Raw genomic sequence first — 14,295 nt, 5'->3', positions numbered from 1 at the left:
ACGCACCGCGCACTAGCGGGTCAATCCGTAAAATTGCGTACAACCAGGACGCGAGCTCAGGAGTCCGCGAGGAGGCTTTCGTCCAGGAACTCCCGTACGTGGCCGAGAACTTGCGCCCGGTCCGTGCCCCGCAGTCCGATCGCCACATGGATGGAGAACCCGTCGAGCAGGGCCCGCAGCCGTGCCGCGAACCGGTCCGGGTCGATCCGTCGGAACTCGCCCCTCGACACGCCCTCGGCCAGCAGGGCCACCAGGTCACGGTGCCAGGCGCCCTCGATCGCGGCCTGGCGGTCGCGGGCGTCGTCGTCGGCGTTCTGCGAGCGGTTCCACACCTCCAGCCACAGCGTCCAGTGCGGGTCGCGGTGGCCCTCGGGGACGTACAGGTCGACATACGCCTCGATCCGTTCGGTGACCGTGGCGGACGCCCGTGTCAGGAGCCGGCCGCGTTCGGCGCCGAGCCGGCCCTCGCTCCACTCCAGGGTGCGCAGCAGCAGCTCGTCCTTGGAGCGGAAGTAGTAGAGGAGATGGCCGCTGCTCATGCCGACCGCACGGCCGAGCGCGGCCATGGTCAGCTTCTCCAGGCCGCGCTCGGCGATCATCTCCATGGCGGCGGCGAGGACGTCCTCGCGGGGCGGGGCGGGAGTGCGGCGGCGGGGGGTCACGCGGCGGCCTCCACTCGGACGGCGCCCGGGACGAGCCGGGTCTCGTAGCCGCTGCAGCAGTCGGCGGCCACGATGGCGACCTCGGCCCCGCAGGCGCACACGCGGTTGACCCCCCGGGTGCCGTCCGGGCCGCAGCATCCGATGAGGCGGGTGACGTCGGAGTGGGGTGCGAGGCCGAGGGCGTCGAGCGGGTGCAGGACGTAGGTGCCGCGGGGCCCCGCGGAGACCAGCAGACCCCGCTCGTCGGACTTCCACCCGCCGCCGGGGACGACCCCGTCGTACTCGTCCTCGGGCCCCTCGTACGGCACGTACGGCGCGCCGAAGGGGTGCGGGTCGACGACGTACGTCCCGCGCGGGACGCTCGCCGGGCCGTGCCGTCGGCCGTCCGGGCCCGGCAGCCCGTCCCAGCCGGGGTACGGGGGCATCTCGTCGAGCCGCCCGACCGGCTCGGTCAGCCGTGTTCCGCAGGTGACGCAGAGCAGTACGTTCACCCGTACGTTCTACCTGACCACTGCCTTCGGCTGCTGCTGGGTAATGCAGTGGATGCCGCCCCCGCCCGCGAAGATCGTCCGGGCGTCGACGAGCGTCACCGTGCGCTCCGGGAACAGCCGGCGGAAGATTCCGGCCGCGATCTCGTCGCGCGGGTCGTCGAAGCCGCACAGCACGACGCCGCCGTTGCAGAGGTAGTGGTTGATGTAGGAGTAGTCGGCCCAGTGGCCGTCCGCCTCCAGGACGGTCGGCGCGGGCACCTCGACGACCTCGATACGGCGGCCGCGCGCGTCCGTCTGCGCCTTCAGCAGGCCGACGATTTCCTTGGTCACCTCGTGGTCGGGGTGCGCCGGGTCCGGCTGCACATGGGCGACGACCACGCCGGGACGGGCGAACGCGGCGACGATGTCGACATGGCCGAGGGTGCCGAAGCCGTACGGCGGGTAGTCGCCGGTGAGGCCGCGCGGCAGCCAGATCGCCTTGCGGGTGCCGAGGTGGGCGTGGATCTCGGCCTCCACCTGCTCCCGCGTCCACTGCGGATTGCGCTCCGGGCCGAGCTGGACCGTCTCCGTCAGCAGGACCGTCCCCTCGCCGTCCACATGGATCGCACCGCCCTCGTTGACGAGCTTCGAGGCGTACGTCTTCGCCGAACCCGCCAGGTCGGACACATACGCGGCGATCTTCGCGTCGTGCTCCCAGCGGGCCCAGTCCTGGGCGCCCCAGCCGTTGAACGTCCAGTCGACGGCGGCGAGTTCGCCCTTGCCGTTGGTCAGGAAGGTGGGGCCGATGTCCCGCATCCAGGCGTCGTCGAGGTCCCGCTCGACCGTCTCGACGCCGGACCCGAGCAGCACGCGGGCCTCGGCCGACTGTCCGGGCCCGCACACCACCGTCACCGGCTCGAACCGGCGGACCGCACGGGCGACGGACGCCCAGGCGATCCGGGAGGCCGCGAGGTCGTCCGGGTCCTCGAAGGTCGGGTTGGGTCCCGGCCAGGCCATCCAGGTGCGCTCGTGCGGGGCCCACTCGGCTGGCATGCGGAAGCCGTCGGCGGCGGGGGTCGTCATGGCGGGTCCTTGTCTGAACGTCACAGGAAATAGAGGCGGTTGAGGGAGACCGAGTCGGCCGGCTCGGAGCGCAGCGGCTCGCCGTCGAGGGTGACCAGGCCGGTGCGCTGGTCGACGTCGACGGCGCCGGTACGGGAGTTGAGGCGCAGGTCGGCCGGCCCGATGCCGCGCGTGCCGCGCACGGCGACCCTGCGGCGCCGGGTCGGCATGGAGTCGTTGCCCTGGTCGACGGCGGCCTGCGCGACGAAGGCGACCGAGATGTCGGCGGGCGTGGCGCCGTACGCCCCGAACTGCGGTCCCAGCACGAGGGGTTCGCAGGTGTCGGTTGCGGCGTTGGGGTCGCCGACCACGCCGTACGCCGGGAAGCCGGACTTCAGCACCAGTTGCGGCTTGGCGCCGAAGTACTCCGGCCACCACAGCACGATGTCGGCCAGTTTGCCGACCTCGATCGAGCCGACCTCGTGCGCGAGTCCGTGGGCGATGGCAGGGTTGATGGTCAGCTTGGCCATGTAGCGCAGGACGCGCTCGTTGTCATGACCGGCGTCCGGGGCGCCGAACTCGGCCTTCATCTTCCCGGCCATCGCGAACGTACGGCGGACCGTCTCGCCGGCCCGGCCCATGCCCTGCGCGTCCGACGAGGTGATGCCGATCGCGCCCAGGTCGTGCAGCACGTCCTCGGCGCCCATCGTCCCGGCGCGGATGCGGTCACGGGCCATGGCGGCGTCGCCCGGCAGGTCGGTCTTCAGGTCGTGGACCGAGACGATCATGCCGTAGTGCTCGGCGACCGCGTCCCGGCCGAAGGGCAGGGTGGGGTTGGTGGAGGAGCCGATGACGTTCGGGACGCCGGCCATCTTCAGCACGTTCGGGACATGTCCGCCGCCGCAGCCCTCGATGTGGAAGGCGTGGATCGTGCGGCCCTCCAGGACGCGCAGGGTGTCCTCGACCGACAGGCACTCGTTCAACCCGTCGCTGTGCAGGGCCACTTGGACGTCGTGTTCCTCGGCGACGCGCAGTGCCGTGTCCAACGCCCGGGTGTGGGCGCCCATGTCCTCGTGCACCTTGAAGCCGGAGGCGCCGCCCTCGGCGAGGGCCTCGACCAGAGGTGCGGAGGAGGACGACGAACCGCGCCCCAGGAAGCCGATGTTGACCGGCCAGGCGTCGAAGGCGCCGAACGCGTGCCGAAGCGCCCACGGCGAGTTGACGCCGACGCCCCACACCGGCCCGAACTCCTGCCCGATGATCGTGGTCACGCCGGACGCGAGCGAGGCCTCCATGACGCGCGGCGACAGCAGGTGCACATGCGTGTCGACGGCGCCGGCGGTGGCGATGAGCCCCTCGCCGGACACGATCGAGGTGCCCGTGCCGACCACGACGTCGACCCCGTCGAGGGTGTCGGGGTTGCCGGCCCGCCCGATCGAGCAGATCCGGCCCTCCCTGATCCCGATGGAGACTTTCCGGATCCCGAGCGCCGCGTCGATCACCACGACATTGCTGATGACGACGTCACAGGTCTCCCGGACGGCGGCGGCCTTGAGGTGCAGTCCGTCCCGGGCGGTCTTGCCGAACCCGGCGAGGAACTCGTCGCCGTACTTCTGGGAGTCCGACTCGACGCGGATGGTCAGACCGGAGTCGCCGAGGCGGACGCGGTCGCCGGCGCGGGGGCCGTGGGTGGCGGCGTACTCGTACGGGGTGAGGCGGCGGGCCTCCGCCGGGTGGCCTCCGGGGCGGCTCATCGCTCGACCTCCTGCTCCTGATCGGGTGTCTCCATGACGCCGAGGTAGCCGCAGGCGGCGGCGCGGCGCAGTGCCTCCGCGCGGGCGCCGGGCGCGTCCAGCGCCCCGTCGACGAGGCCCGCGAACCCGATCGCGATCCGTTCGCCCCCGATCGGCACGAGCCCGACCTCGGCGCTCTCCCCCGGTCCGAACCGCTCCGAGGACCCGGCGGGCACGGCGAGCCGCATGCCATAGGCGGCCCCACGGTCGAAGTCGAGCCGCGGGTTGGCCTCGAAGAAGTGGAAGTGGGAGGTCACGGAGACGGGCACGGTCGCGGTGTTGGTGACCGTCAGCCGTACGACCGGCTCGGGATCGGCGTGCTCGGGCCCCGGCAGCAGCGCGCCCGGAGCCTGCGGCCCCAGCCCGCCCCCGAGGGGGTCGGACACGACCGCGAGCCGCGAGCCGTCGTCGAAGACGGCCTCGACATGCACCTCGGTGACGACATCCGCGACGCCCGGCAGCACGTCGTCCGGGCCCAGCACGGCCCGGGCACGCTCGATGGCCTCGGCGAGCCGGGACCCGTCGCGGGCGGCCTCGCACACGGTGTCCGCGATCAGCGCGGTCGCTTCCGGGACGTTCAGCCTGAGCCCGCGGGCCCTGCGCGCCCGGGCCAGCTCGGCGGCTCCGAAGAGCAGCAGCCGGTCACGCTCCGTGGGGGTCAGTCTCATGACGCGGGCACCTCCTTGCCTTTCCCGCATTAGAACACCACTCTAAACATGAATTCCAGTCAAGCGAAGTGTTGACTCCGCACGCTCGATTCTCGATATTGAACGTCGCTCTAACTCTGGCGGCCGATCGAAGGAGACCTGCCATGCCGATGGAACAGCGCGGAGTCGACACCATCCCCGACGAGGAACGCACCAGCGGTCCACGGGATCTCGTCTCGATCCTGCTGGGCTCGAACCTCTGCCTCGGAGTGATCGTCTTCGGCTGGCTGCCGCCGTCGTTCGGCCTGGGCTGGTGGGCGTCGGTGAGCTCGATCGTGGTCGGCACGGTGGCCGGCACGGCCCTGACCGCCCCGCTCGCCCTGATCTCCCTGCGCACGGCGACCAACCTGTCCACCTCCTCCGGCGCGCAGTTCGGCGTCCGCGGCAGGCTGGTCGGCTCGGTGGTCGGGCTCCTGCTCGCCCTCGGCTACACCGCCCTGACCGTGTGGATCGGCGGCGATGTGATGGTGGGCGTGCTGGGCCGGCTCTTCGGGCTGCCGGCGAGCGGAGTGTCGTACGGCGTGGTCTACGCGCTGCTGGCCGCGGCGACCGTCGCGGGCGCGGTATACGGCTACCGGGTACTGCTCGCCCTGTCCCGCGTCCTCGCGATCGGCATGACGGCCCTGCTGGTCCTCGGCGTGATCGCCTACGCCCCGCACTTCACGACCGCCGCACTGCCGGAGGCGGGCGGCCATCTGCTGGGCGGCTTCTGGCCGACGTGGCTGCTGGCGACCGTGGCCGCGGGGCTGTCCGGCCCGATCGCCTTCATCACCCTGCTCGGCGACTACACCCGCTACATCTCCCCGGCCCGCCACACCTCGCGCCGGGTGCTGCACGCGACCTGGCTCGGCCTGCTCCTGGGCCTGCTCATCCCGCAGCTGTTCGGCACCTTCACGGCGTACGCGGCCCGGGCGGCCCTCGACTACGCCGGACCGCTGGTCTCCGCCTCGCCCACCTGGTACCTGGTGCCGCTCCTGCTGGCCGCCTCCGCCGGTTCGGTCGGCAACGCGGGCCTGATGCTCTACTCCATGGGCCTCGACCTGGACGCCATCCTCCCGCGCGCCTCCCGCGCCCGGGCCACCTACGCCGTCGCGGTCATCGCGACCGCCTGCGTCTTCGTCGGCCACTACGCCTCCAGCGTCCAGGACGCCATGACGTCCTTCGTGCTGCTGCTGACGGCGATCGGCACCCCGTGGGCGGTCATCACCCTGATCGGCTTCGCCCGGTGCCGTGGCGTGTACGACGCGGAGGCCCTCCAGGTCTTCAACCGCCGGGCGCGCGGCGGGATCTACTGGTACCGGGCCGGCTGGAACATCCCGGCGACCGTGTCCTGGGCGATGGGCGCGACGGTCGGCCTGCTGGCCGTCTCCCTGCCGTCGTACGAGGGTCCGCTGCTGGGGCTGACGGGCGGGGTGGACTGCAGTTTCCTGCTGTCGGGGCTGGTGGGGGGTGTGGCGTACGTGCTGCTGACGGCTGGTGACTCCGCTCCGGTACGCGAAAGGGCCGCCGCCGACTCCGAGTCCGCGGCGACCCTGACGGTCAGGGCCGAGAGTTAACCCAGCTTGTGCATCCAGCCGTGCTTGTCCTCGGCCTTGCCCCGCTGGACGTCGAGGAGGGCCTGGCGGAGCTTCAGCGTGACCTCGCCGGGCTCTCCGTCGCTCTGCTGCCACTGCGCGCCCGTGCGCTTCACGGTGCCGACCGGGGTGATGACGGCCGCCGTACCGCAGGCGAAGACCTCGGTGAGGGTGCCGTTCTCCGAGTCGCGCTGCCACTGGTCGACGGAGACGCGGCCCTCCTCGGCCTCGTAGCCGAGGTCACGGGCGACGGCGAGGAGGGAGTCGCGGGTGACGCCCTCCAGGATGGAGCCGGTGAGGGACGGGGTGATGATCTTGTCGCCGTACACGAAGTACAGGTTCATGCCGCCGAGTTCCTCGACCCACTTGCGCTCCACCGCGTCCAGGTAGCAGACCTGGGCGCAGCCCTCGGCGGCGGCCTCGGCCTGGGCCAGCAGGGACGCGGCGTAGTTGCCGCCGGTCTTGGCGTCGCCCATGCCGCCCGGCACGGCGCGGACGTGGTCCTCGGAGACCCAGATGGAGACCGGCTTGACGCCGCCCGGGAAGTAGGCGCCGGCCGGGGAGGCGATGACGATGAAGAGGTACTCGCTGGCGGGCTTCACGCCCAGGCCGACCTCCGTCGCGAACATGAACGGGCGCAGGTAGAGGGACTCCTCGCCGCCGTGCGCCGGGACCCAGGCCTGGTCCTGGCCCACCAGCGCGTCGCAGGCCTCGATGAACGTCTCGACCGGCAGCTCCGGCATGCCGAGCCGGCGGGCCGAGGACTGGAAGCGCTGGGCGTTCTTCTCGGGGCGGAACGTGGCGACGGACCGGTCGGGCTGGCGGTACGCCTTGAGTCCCTCGAAGATCTCCTGCGCGTAGTGCAGGACCATCGTGGCCGGGTCGAGGGAGATCGGCGCGTACGGCACGAGCTGGCCGTCGTGCCAGCCGCGGCCCTCGGTCCACTTGATCGTCACCATGTGGTCGGTGAAGTGGCGGCCGAACCCCGGGTTGGCCAGTATCGCCTCGCGCTCGGTGGCGGCCAGCGGGGTGGCGGAGGGCTTGAGCTCGATCGTGGGCGTCGTCATGAGTAGATGTCCTTCACCGGTTTCGTTGTGGCGGGCCGCGGTCACGCCAGTACTGCCAGTGGCCAGTGCCAGGACGTCCGAGCATTCCCTTGTTCCGCGGCTCCACGTTCGATTATCGCAAGCGGGAGCCGTGGAAGAAATCGGCCTGATCGGCGTGAATCGCGACCCAGGGGTTGATGGTGACACCCGGCGGCGGACATGGGGAAGCCGCCGGGTGCGAAGTGACCCGACGGCTTCGAAAGGTGTTCGAGGAGCGCGGCAGGTCAGCCGGCTACTCGTACGGCCAGCGCGTCGCCGATCTCCGACGTGCTGCGGGCGGGCTTGCCGGTGCGCTCGGCGAGGTCGGCGGAGACCGCCTCGTCGATGCGGGCGGCCTCGGCGTCGTAGCCGAGGTGGCGCAGGAGCAGGGCGACGGACAGCACCGTGGCGCTGGGGTCGGCCTTGCCCTGGCCGGCGATGTCGGGCGCGGAACCGTGGACCGGCTCGAACATCGAGGGGAACTCGCCGGAGGGGTTGATGTTCCCGCTCGCGGCGACGCCGATGCCGCCGGAGACGGCCGCGGCGAGGTCGGTGATGATGTCGCCGAAGAGGTTGTCGGTGACGATGACGTCGAACCGGGCCGGGTCGGTGACCAGGTAGATGGTCGCCGCGTCGACGTGGATGTAGTCGGTGGTGACCTCGGGGAACTCCTCGGCCACCTTGTTGAAGATGTTCGTCCACAGGTGCCCGGCGAAGGCCAGCACGTTGTTCTTGTGGACCAGCGTGAGCTTCTTGCGCGGCCGGGCCTGGGCGCGGGCGAAGGCGTCCCGGACGACACGCTCGACACCGAACGCCGTGTTGACGGAGACCTCGGTGGCGACCTCGTGCTCGGTGCCCTTGCGGATGGTGCCGCCGTTACCGGTGTACGGACCCTCGGTGCCCTCGCGGACGACGACGAAGTCGATGGCCGGCTCACCGGCGAGCGGGGTGGCCACGCCCGGGAGCAGCTTCGACGGACGCAGGTTGACATGGTGGTCGAAGGCGAAGCGGAGCTTCAGCAGGAACCCGCGCTCCAGAACGCCCGACGGCACGCCCGGGTCGCCGATGGCGCCCAGCAGGATCGCGTCGTGCTGCTTCAGCGCGTCGAGGTCGGCGTCGGTGAGGGTCTCACCGGTCGCGTGGTAGCGCTTGGCGCCGAAGTCGTACTCCTTGGTCTCCAGCTTCACATCCTGCGGAAGGACGGCGGAGAGGACCTTCAGACCTTCGGCCACGACCTCCTGGCCGATGCCGTCACCGGGAATCACTGCGAGATTGAGGCTGCGAGACATGTCGGCACCCTACTCCTCGTCCCATGGGATGACACACGATGTCCGCCATACGGACATCGCGTCGGGGTGCGGCCGAGGGGGCGGCGGAGGCTCTGCGCGTGGGCGTCGACCGGCGTTCACCCGTATGTGGGGCGGGTGTTGGCCGCCGCTGGGAACTTCACCTCCATGGACCTCCCCGACTTCGGCATCCCGCCCCGGCTCGCCCGCCGTATGAGCATGGCGGAGCAGCACGAGTACCTCCGTACGAAGCTGTCCCGGCGCCGCACGCTGGTGACGGCGGGCGCGGTGGCGGGCGGCCTGCTGACGGGCTGCTCGGGGTCAGGGTCGGGGGCGGGTGCGTCCGGCACGACGGCCTCCGTGTCGGCGCCCGCGTCGACCCTCACCAAGGTGCCGGGCTCCGCCGTGGCCCCGTTCGGCCGCCATCTCGCCTTCGGCGCCGACCCCAGGACCCAGATGCGGATCTCCTGGCAGGTGCCGGCCGCCGTGAAGAAGCCGTACATCCGGGTCGGTCTGCGCCCCGACGACCTGAGCCGCAGGATCGAGGCCGAGGTGCGCGATCTGCGCACGCCGGAACTGCGGGGCATCCGGGCGGCGCTGGAGCAGTACTACCTGCACGCCGCGCTCGACGGTCTGCGCCCCGGCACGACGTACTACTACGGCGTGGGCCACGAGGGCTTCGACCCCGCCGCCCCCGGGAACCGCTCGACGATCGCCGACTTCCGCACCGCGCCGGCGACCCCGGAGACCTTCACCTTCACTGCCTTCGGCGACCAGGGCGTCAGTGAGGCCGCGGCCACCAACGACCATGTCCTGCTGCGCCGGAACCCGGCCTTCCACCTGCACGCCGGCGACATCTGCTACGCGAACGTCAAGGGCCTGGGCAAGGAGTCGGACGCCTACGACCCCGGCTTCTGGGACCTGTATCTGAAGCAGACCGAGTCGGTGTCCAGGTCGGTGCCGTGGATGGTGACGACCGGGAACCACGACATGGAGGCCTGGTACTCCCCGGACGGCTACGGCGGCCAGCTGGCCCGCTGGTCCCTGCCGGAGAGCGGCTTCGATCCCCGGACGACCCCGGGCGCGTACTCCTTCACCTACGGCAACGTCGGCTTCGTGGCGCTGGACGCGAACGACGTGTCGTACGAGATCCCCGCCAATCGGGGGCACACGGACGGCCGCCAGACGAAGTGGCTGGACGAGCGGCTCGGTGAGCTGCGGGCGGCGAAGGACGTCGACTTCGTCGTCGTCTACTTCCACCACTGCGCGTACTCGACGTCCACGCACGCGTCCGACGGGGGCGTGCGGGCCGAGTGGGTCCCGCTGTTCGCCCGGCACCAGGTGGACCTGGTGATCAACGGGCACAACCACGTCTACGAGCGGACGGACGCCATCAAGAACGGCGAGGTCGGCAGGCAGGTGCCGATCGGCGCGTCCACGGACCCGACGCGGGACGGCATCGTGTACGTCACGGCCGGCGGGGGCGGCAAGGAGCTGTACGGCTTCCCGGCGGGCGTCGAGGAGAGCTACGAGGGACAGGTGACCGAGCGGGAGTCGGTCGCCACCTTCAAGTGGACCAAGTCACGCGACACCAAGGCGGAGAGCGTGGAGTGGTCACGGGTGCGGTACCGGGGGTTCTCCTTCCTCTCGGTGGAGGCGGAGAGCGGCGCGAAGCCCCGGCTGAAGGTGTCGGCGCTGACGCAGACCGGGAAGCGCATCGACCATTTCGAGGTGCGGCGCGGGCGGTGAGCCCACGCCGCACCTCGTGCGGGCGCGGCTCCCGGCTTGGATGTCCTACGTGCTCGGGTGGTACGGCTTCAGGCCGCCTGGTGACCCGTGGCTCCGCCGTTGTCCCTGCGGTCGAGGGCGCGCTGGAGGGCGGCGGCGGCGTTCTTTCGGTCGGACTCGTTCGTACGGGAGAGGTGACGGACTCGACGGCGGGCGGTCGTCTCGGCCATGGGAAATCGACTCCTTCGACAATCGGGAGTGACACAAGGGGGATACGAGACGCCGGATGGGGCGGGGAGCGGTGCCGCAGGGGTTGCCTGCACGGGGCCCGGCTCACGACCGCCATTCGCTTGATCGAGCGAGACGTTCGGCTTCTACAAAAGTAAGGGAGGACGGCGCGTCTGTCTCCACAATTACTCGGACTTCCTACTATCTGAGACGGTGGAGTAGGTCACACGCCACTGACCTGCGCTTTTCCCCGTCACCCCGTCAGAGCACGTCCCCGTCCCGCCAGTCGAAGACCAGCTCGAACGCCGGGTCGAGCGGACCGGCGAGAGCGGGCCGCACGAACGTGGTGCCCTCCTCGTCCGGCAGATGTACGACGCCCTCCGGCCCGAGCGCGCAGACCCGCCCGCTCCACACCTCCCAGCCACGGGCGGCGTACAGCGCGGCCCCCTCGTCGCTCGCGGACAGCATCCCCGCGTCGTACGCCCGGTCGATCACCCGCTCCAGCTCCGCCATCACCCGGCCGCCGAGCCCCGTCCGGCGCGCGTCGGACCGTACGGCGACCGCCTCGACGTATCCGACCCGCAGCCACCGGTCCCGGTGGCGCACCCGGCGCATGACCACCGACCCGTGCGCGACGAGCCGCCCCGCGTCGTCCTGGACGAGCGCGTGCAGGCCGCCGAGCCCGTGGTCCCAGTCCTCGTCGGAGAAGTCCCCGTCGAAGGCGTCGTCCAACAGGGCGCGGACGGCGCGCAGTTCGGCGGGGGTGAGGTCGGCGGTGTGTGCGGTGCGCGGTGTGCGGGCGGGTGGGGTCGGCGTCATCCGTCCAGTATCCGCGCGGTGGCGGATCGCCCACTCGGCTGATCCTCCGCGCGGCACGGGACATACGGTGACCGCGAGGGAAACGGTGAGGTCATGAACGACACGGCGAAAGTGTTCCTCGAAGGCGGCCCGGACGACCTGCCCGAGCGGATCGTCCCGACCCCGACCCCCGGCCCGGACGCGAAGATCAAGCTCCGCGGTGGGTACGAGCACTTCCGGCCGACCTCGCGGCAGTCGGACACGCCGGAGGGCACGCTGCCCGTGTACGAGTGGTGGGAGCGCACGGAGATCGCCGAGTAGGTCACGTCAGCGCGGCCGCCAGCGCCGCCCGGAAACCGTCCGGGTCCTCCACCCAGGGCAGGTGCCCGGCGCCGGGCAGGATCACCCGGTCCACCCTCGGCAGCGCCCGCTCCAGGGAGTCGACCGCCGAGCGTGGCCGGATGTCGCGCTCGCCGTCGACGATGAGCACGGGCACGTCGAGGGCCCGGCAGGCGGCGTACAGCTCGGGGGTGTCCAGGCCGCGCCGGTTCTCCGCGTTCAGGGCGGCGTTGCACTCGGTGTTGATGCCCAGCCACGGGTCTGCCATCCGCTCGGCGTGCTCCGGCGCCCGCTCCCGGTCCTCGAACTCCGCGGACCACTGGAGCACCGCGCCTTCCCGGTCGCCGGGGGGCAACTCCTGCCAGCGGGCGAGGCGTTCGGGGTCCTCGCCCAGTCTCGCGAGGAGGTTCTCCTGGTAGGCGGGGCGCCACTCGGACGTCGGGCCGATGCCGGTCCCGGCCACGTACACCAGCAGGCTCACCCGCTCCGGATGGGCCAGCGTGTAGGCGAGCGCCAGCTGGGCACCCCAGGAGTGCCCGAGCAGTGCGGTCCGCTCCGGCGCGAAGTGCCGTCGTACGGCGTCCAGATCGGCCACGAACCGGTCGGTCGTCCACGGCCCCGCGCACCGCTCGGACCGTCCGCAGCCGCGCTGGTCCCAGCGCACCACCGTGGCCAGGTCGCCGAGCATCGCGGCCAGGTCCCCGAACATGTCCCACAACCCGGGCCCGCCGTGGCACAGCACCAGTGGCTCGCCCCGGCCGGAGGCGCTCGCCCACAGTCGTACGCCGTCGTCCGTCGTCACCGTCATGACCGCATTGTCGCAACACGAAAGGGCCGGGTCCGCTCAAGACCCGGCCCTTCGCGCGTAGTTGGGCGTCAGCCCATGTGCGGGTAGCCGTAGTCGGTCGGCGGGACCAGCGTCTCCTTGATGGCGCGGGTCAGCGTCCAGCGCATCAGGTTCTGCGGGGCGCCGGCCTTGTCGTTGGTGCCGGAGGCGCGGCCGCCGCCGAAGGGCTGCTGGCCGACGACGGCGCCGGTCGACTTGTCGTTGATGTAGAAGTTGCCGGCCGCGTAGCGCAGCTTCTCCATCGTGTACGCGGCCGCCGCGCGGTCGCCGGAGATGACCGAGCCGGTCAGCGCGTACGCGGACACCGACTCCATCTGCTCCAGCATCTCGTCGTACTTGTCGTCCTCGTAGACGTGCACGGCGAGGAACGGACCGAAGTACTCGGTGGTGAAGACCTCGTTCTCCGGGTCGGTGCACTCGACGACGGTCGGGCGGACGAAGTAGCCGACCGAGTCGTCGTAGGAGCCGCCCGCGACGATCGTGCAGGCCGGGTCGGACTTCGCACGGTCGATCGCGGCCTTGTTCTTGGCGAAGGCACGCTCGTCGATCACGGCGCCGATGAAGTTCGACAGGTCGGTGACGTCACCCATGGTGATGTAGTCGACCTCGGCGGCGAACTCCTCCTTGAAGCCGGAGTTCCAGATCGACGCCGGGATGTACGCCCGGGAGGTCGCCGAGCACTTCTGGCCCTGGTACTCGAAGGCGCCCCGGGTCAGGGCGGTCTTCAGGACGGCCTTGTCGGCGCTCGGGTGGGCGACGACGAAGTCCTTGCCGCCGGTCTCGCCGACGATGCGCGGGTAGGAGCGGTACTTCTCGATGTTGTTGCCGACCGTCTTCCACAGGTACTGGAAGGTCTTGGTCGAGCCGGTGAAGTGGATGCCCGCGAGGTCCCGGTGCTCAAGCGCGACCTTGGAGACCTCGACGCCGTCACCGGTGACGAGGTTGATGACGCCCTTGGGCAGACCGGCCTCCTCCAGCAGCTGGAGGAGCAGCACGGCGGCGTGGGTCTGCGTCGGGGACGGCTTCCACACCACGACGTTGCCCATCAGGGCGGGCGCGGTGGGCAGGTTGCCCGCGATGGCCGTGAAGTTGAACGGCGTGATCGCGTAGACGAAGCCCTCCAGCGGGCGGTGGTCCAGGCGGTTCCAGACGCCCGGGGAGTTCGCCGGGGGCTGCTCGGCGAGCAGGTCACGGGCGTACTTGACGTTGAAGCGCCAGAAGTCGATCAGCTCGCAGGGCGTGTCGATCTCGGCCTGCTGGGCGGTCTTCGACTGGCCGAGCATCGTGGAGGCGGCCAGCGTCTCGCGCCACGGGCCGGACAGCAGCTCGGCGGCGCGCAGGATGATCGCGGCACGGTCGTCGAAGGACATCGCGCGCCAGGCCGGCGCGGCGGCGAGGGCCGCGTCGATGGCGTCCTGGGCGTCCTGCTGGGTGGCGTTGCCGTAGGTGCCGAGGCGGGCCTTGTGGTTGTGCGGCTGCACGACGTCGAAGCGCTCACCGCCGCCCATCCGCCGCTCGCCGCCGATGGTGCAGGGCAGGTCGATCGGGTTCTCGGCCAGCTCCTTGAGCTTGACCTCAAGCCGGGCGCGTTCGGGCGAGCCGGGGGCGTAGCCGTGCACCGGCTCATTGACAGGGGTGGGGACCTGGGTCACAGCGTCCATGTGTTCCGTAACTCCTTACTGAGCGGTGTGTTTTCGAGCCGTCGCCGGGGGTGGG

At 71.2% G+C, this 14,295-nt stretch carries 14 protein-coding genes; 3 read left to right on the top strand and 11 right to left on the bottom strand.

The window, feature by feature from the left end:
• Positions 1 to 56: 56 nt before the first annotated feature.
• The 5 genes from ABIE67_RS32865 to ureA are packed head-to-tail and all read right to left on the bottom strand — an operon-like array spanning position 57 to position 4,655.
• The gene (locus tag ABIE67_RS32865) at positions 57 to 605 is read right to left on the bottom strand and encodes a TetR/AcrR family transcriptional regulator (RefSeq protein WP_370269169.1); all 549 of its coding nucleotides are present in this window, start codon (positions 603 to 605) and stop codon (positions 57 to 59) included.
• A 53-nt stretch (positions 606 to 658) separates the two neighbouring features.
• Positions 659 to 1,153, bottom strand: coding sequence for a hypothetical protein (locus tag ABIE67_RS32860; RefSeq protein ID WP_370265015.1), 495 nt, complete (start codon positions 1,151 to 1,153; stop codon positions 659 to 661).
• 9 nt (positions 1,154 to 1,162) lie between these two features.
• Entirely contained in the window at positions 1,163 to 2,215 is a 1,053-nt protein-coding gene (locus ABIE67_RS32855) for an agmatine/peptidylarginine deiminase (RefSeq protein WP_370265014.1), read from the bottom strand.
• Between the two features lie 20 nt (positions 2,216 to 2,235).
• Positions 2,236 to 3,948 (bottom strand): urease subunit alpha, encoded by a 1,713-nt coding sequence (locus tag ABIE67_RS32850; protein WP_370265013.1) that lies wholly within the window; start codon positions 3,946 to 3,948, stop codon positions 2,236 to 2,238.
• Positions 3,945 to 4,655, bottom strand: coding sequence for an urease subunit gamma (gene ureA, locus ABIE67_RS32845; RefSeq protein WP_370265012.1), 711 nt, complete (start codon positions 4,653 to 4,655; stop codon positions 3,945 to 3,947). Before ureA ends, ABIE67_RS32850 begins: the two co-directional genes overlap by 4 nt.
• Before the next feature lie 143 nt (positions 4,656 to 4,798).
• On the opposite strand from ureA, the gene ABIE67_RS32840 reads away from it, so the two are divergent.
• A complete protein-coding gene (locus ABIE67_RS32840; protein WP_370265011.1) occupies positions 4,799 to 6,250 on the top strand; it encodes a cytosine permease in 1,452 nt (483 codons plus the stop codon).
• Here ABIE67_RS32840 and ABIE67_RS32835 read toward each other — a convergent pair.
• Together ABIE67_RS32835 and ABIE67_RS32830 are read right to left on the bottom strand one after the other, a co-directional pair.
• Complete coding sequence (locus ABIE67_RS32835) at positions 6,247 to 7,335, bottom strand: branched-chain amino acid aminotransferase (RefSeq protein ID WP_370265010.1); 1,089 nt, start codon at positions 7,333 to 7,335, stop codon at positions 6,247 to 6,249. The genes ABIE67_RS32840 and ABIE67_RS32835 overlap by 4 nt on opposite strands.
• Positions 7,336 to 7,598: 263 nt before the next feature.
• Positions 7,599 to 8,642 carry a 3-isopropylmalate dehydrogenase gene (locus ABIE67_RS32830; protein WP_370265009.1) on the bottom strand — a complete coding sequence of 348 codons (1,044 nt, stop codon included), beginning with the start codon at positions 8,640 to 8,642 and terminating at the stop codon, positions 7,599 to 7,601.
• Between the two features lie 165 nt (positions 8,643 to 8,807).
• Here ABIE67_RS32830 and ABIE67_RS32825 point away from each other — a divergent pair, with 165 nt between their 5' ends.
• Positions 8,808 to 10,388 (top strand): purple acid phosphatase family protein, encoded by a 1,581-nt coding sequence (locus ABIE67_RS32825; protein ID WP_370265008.1) that lies wholly within the window; start codon positions 8,808 to 8,810, stop codon positions 10,386 to 10,388.
• 68 nt (positions 10,389 to 10,456) lie between these two features.
• Here the strand turns inward: ABIE67_RS32825 and ABIE67_RS32820 are convergent, their stop codons facing one another.
• Entirely contained in the window at positions 10,457 to 10,597 is a 141-nt protein-coding gene (locus tag ABIE67_RS32820) for a hypothetical protein (RefSeq protein WP_370265007.1), read from the bottom strand.
• 259 nt (positions 10,598 to 10,856) lie between these two features.
• On the bottom strand, positions 10,857 to 11,414 hold the full coding sequence (locus tag ABIE67_RS32815) for a GNAT family N-acetyltransferase (protein WP_370265006.1): 558 nt from the start codon (positions 11,412 to 11,414) through the stop codon (positions 10,857 to 10,859).
• A gap of 93 nt (positions 11,415 to 11,507) precedes the next feature.
• Between ABIE67_RS32815 and ABIE67_RS32810 the strand changes: the two genes are divergently transcribed.
• On the top strand, positions 11,508 to 11,714 hold the full coding sequence (locus tag ABIE67_RS32810) for a DUF5988 family protein (protein ID WP_370265005.1): 207 nt from the start codon (positions 11,508 to 11,510) through the stop codon (positions 11,712 to 11,714).
• Between the two features lies 1 nt (position 11,715).
• On the opposite strand, the gene ABIE67_RS32805 is transcribed toward ABIE67_RS32810, so the two are convergent.
• Both ABIE67_RS32805 and pruA read right to left on the bottom strand, forming a co-directional pair.
• On the bottom strand, positions 11,716 to 12,540 hold the full coding sequence (locus ABIE67_RS32805) for an alpha/beta fold hydrolase (protein WP_370265004.1): 825 nt from the start codon (positions 12,538 to 12,540) through the stop codon (positions 11,716 to 11,718).
• A 68-nt stretch (positions 12,541 to 12,608) separates the two neighbouring features.
• The gene (pruA, locus tag ABIE67_RS32800) at positions 12,609 to 14,240 is read right to left on the bottom strand and encodes an L-glutamate gamma-semialdehyde dehydrogenase (protein WP_370265003.1); all 1,632 of its coding nucleotides are present in this window, start codon (positions 14,238 to 14,240) and stop codon (positions 12,609 to 12,611) included.
• Positions 14,241 to 14,295: the final 55 nt, after the last annotated feature.

It is taken from the genome of Streptomyces sp. V4I8, from assembly GCF_041261225.1.
In the GTDB taxonomy this organism is placed as follows: domain Bacteria; phylum Actinomycetota; class Actinomycetes; order Streptomycetales; family Streptomycetaceae; genus Streptomyces.
Note: the sequence above shows the minus strand (reverse complement) of the source record. Positions and strands in the feature narration are given on the sequence as shown.

What these genes read in the sequence shown, in the direction of transcription:
- ABIE67_RS32820 (WP_370265007.1), bottom strand. Translation starts at nt 10,597, where the DNA reads ATGGCCGAGACGACCGCCCGCCGTCGAGTCCGTCACCTCTCCCGTACG.
- ABIE67_RS32855 (WP_370265014.1), bottom strand. Translation starts at nt 2,215, where the DNA reads ATGACGACCCCCGCCGCCGACGGCTTCCGCATGCCAGCCGAGTGGGCC.
- ABIE67_RS32830 (WP_370265009.1), bottom strand. Translation starts at nt 8,642, where the DNA reads ATGTCTCGCAGCCTCAATCTCGCAGTGATTCCCGGTGACGGCATCGGC.
- pruA (WP_370265003.1), bottom strand. Translation starts at nt 14,240, where the DNA reads ATGGACGCTGTGACCCAGGTCCCCACCCCTGTCAATGAGCCGGTGCAC.
- ABIE67_RS32805 (WP_370265004.1), bottom strand. Translation starts at nt 12,540, where the DNA reads ATGACGGTGACGACGGACGACGGCGTACGACTGTGGGCGAGCGCCTCC.
- ureA (WP_370265012.1), bottom strand. Translation starts at nt 4,655, where the DNA reads ATGAGACTGACCCCCACGGAGCGTGACCGGCTGCTGCTCTTCGGAGCC.
- ABIE67_RS32850 (WP_370265013.1), bottom strand. Translation starts at nt 3,948, where the DNA reads ATGAGCCGCCCCGGAGGCCACCCGGCGGAGGCCCGCCGCCTCACCCCG.
- ABIE67_RS32815 (WP_370265006.1), bottom strand. Translation starts at nt 11,414, where the DNA reads ATGACGCCGACCCCACCCGCCCGCACACCGCGCACCGCACACACCGCC.
- ABIE67_RS32810 (WP_370265005.1), top strand. Translation starts at nt 11,508, where the DNA reads ATGAACGACACGGCGAAAGTGTTCCTCGAAGGCGGCCCGGACGACCTG.
- ABIE67_RS32835 (WP_370265010.1), bottom strand. Translation starts at nt 7,335, where the DNA reads ATGACGACGCCCACGATCGAGCTCAAGCCCTCCGCCACCCCGCTGGCC.
- ABIE67_RS32840 (WP_370265011.1), top strand. Translation starts at nt 4,799, where the DNA reads ATGCCGATGGAACAGCGCGGAGTCGACACCATCCCCGACGAGGAACGC.
- ABIE67_RS32865 (WP_370269169.1), bottom strand. Translation starts at nt 605, where the DNA reads ATGGAGATGATCGCCGAGCGCGGCCTGGAGAAGCTGACCATGGCCGCG.
- ABIE67_RS32825 (WP_370265008.1), top strand. Translation starts at nt 8,808, where the DNA reads ATGGACCTCCCCGACTTCGGCATCCCGCCCCGGCTCGCCCGCCGTATG.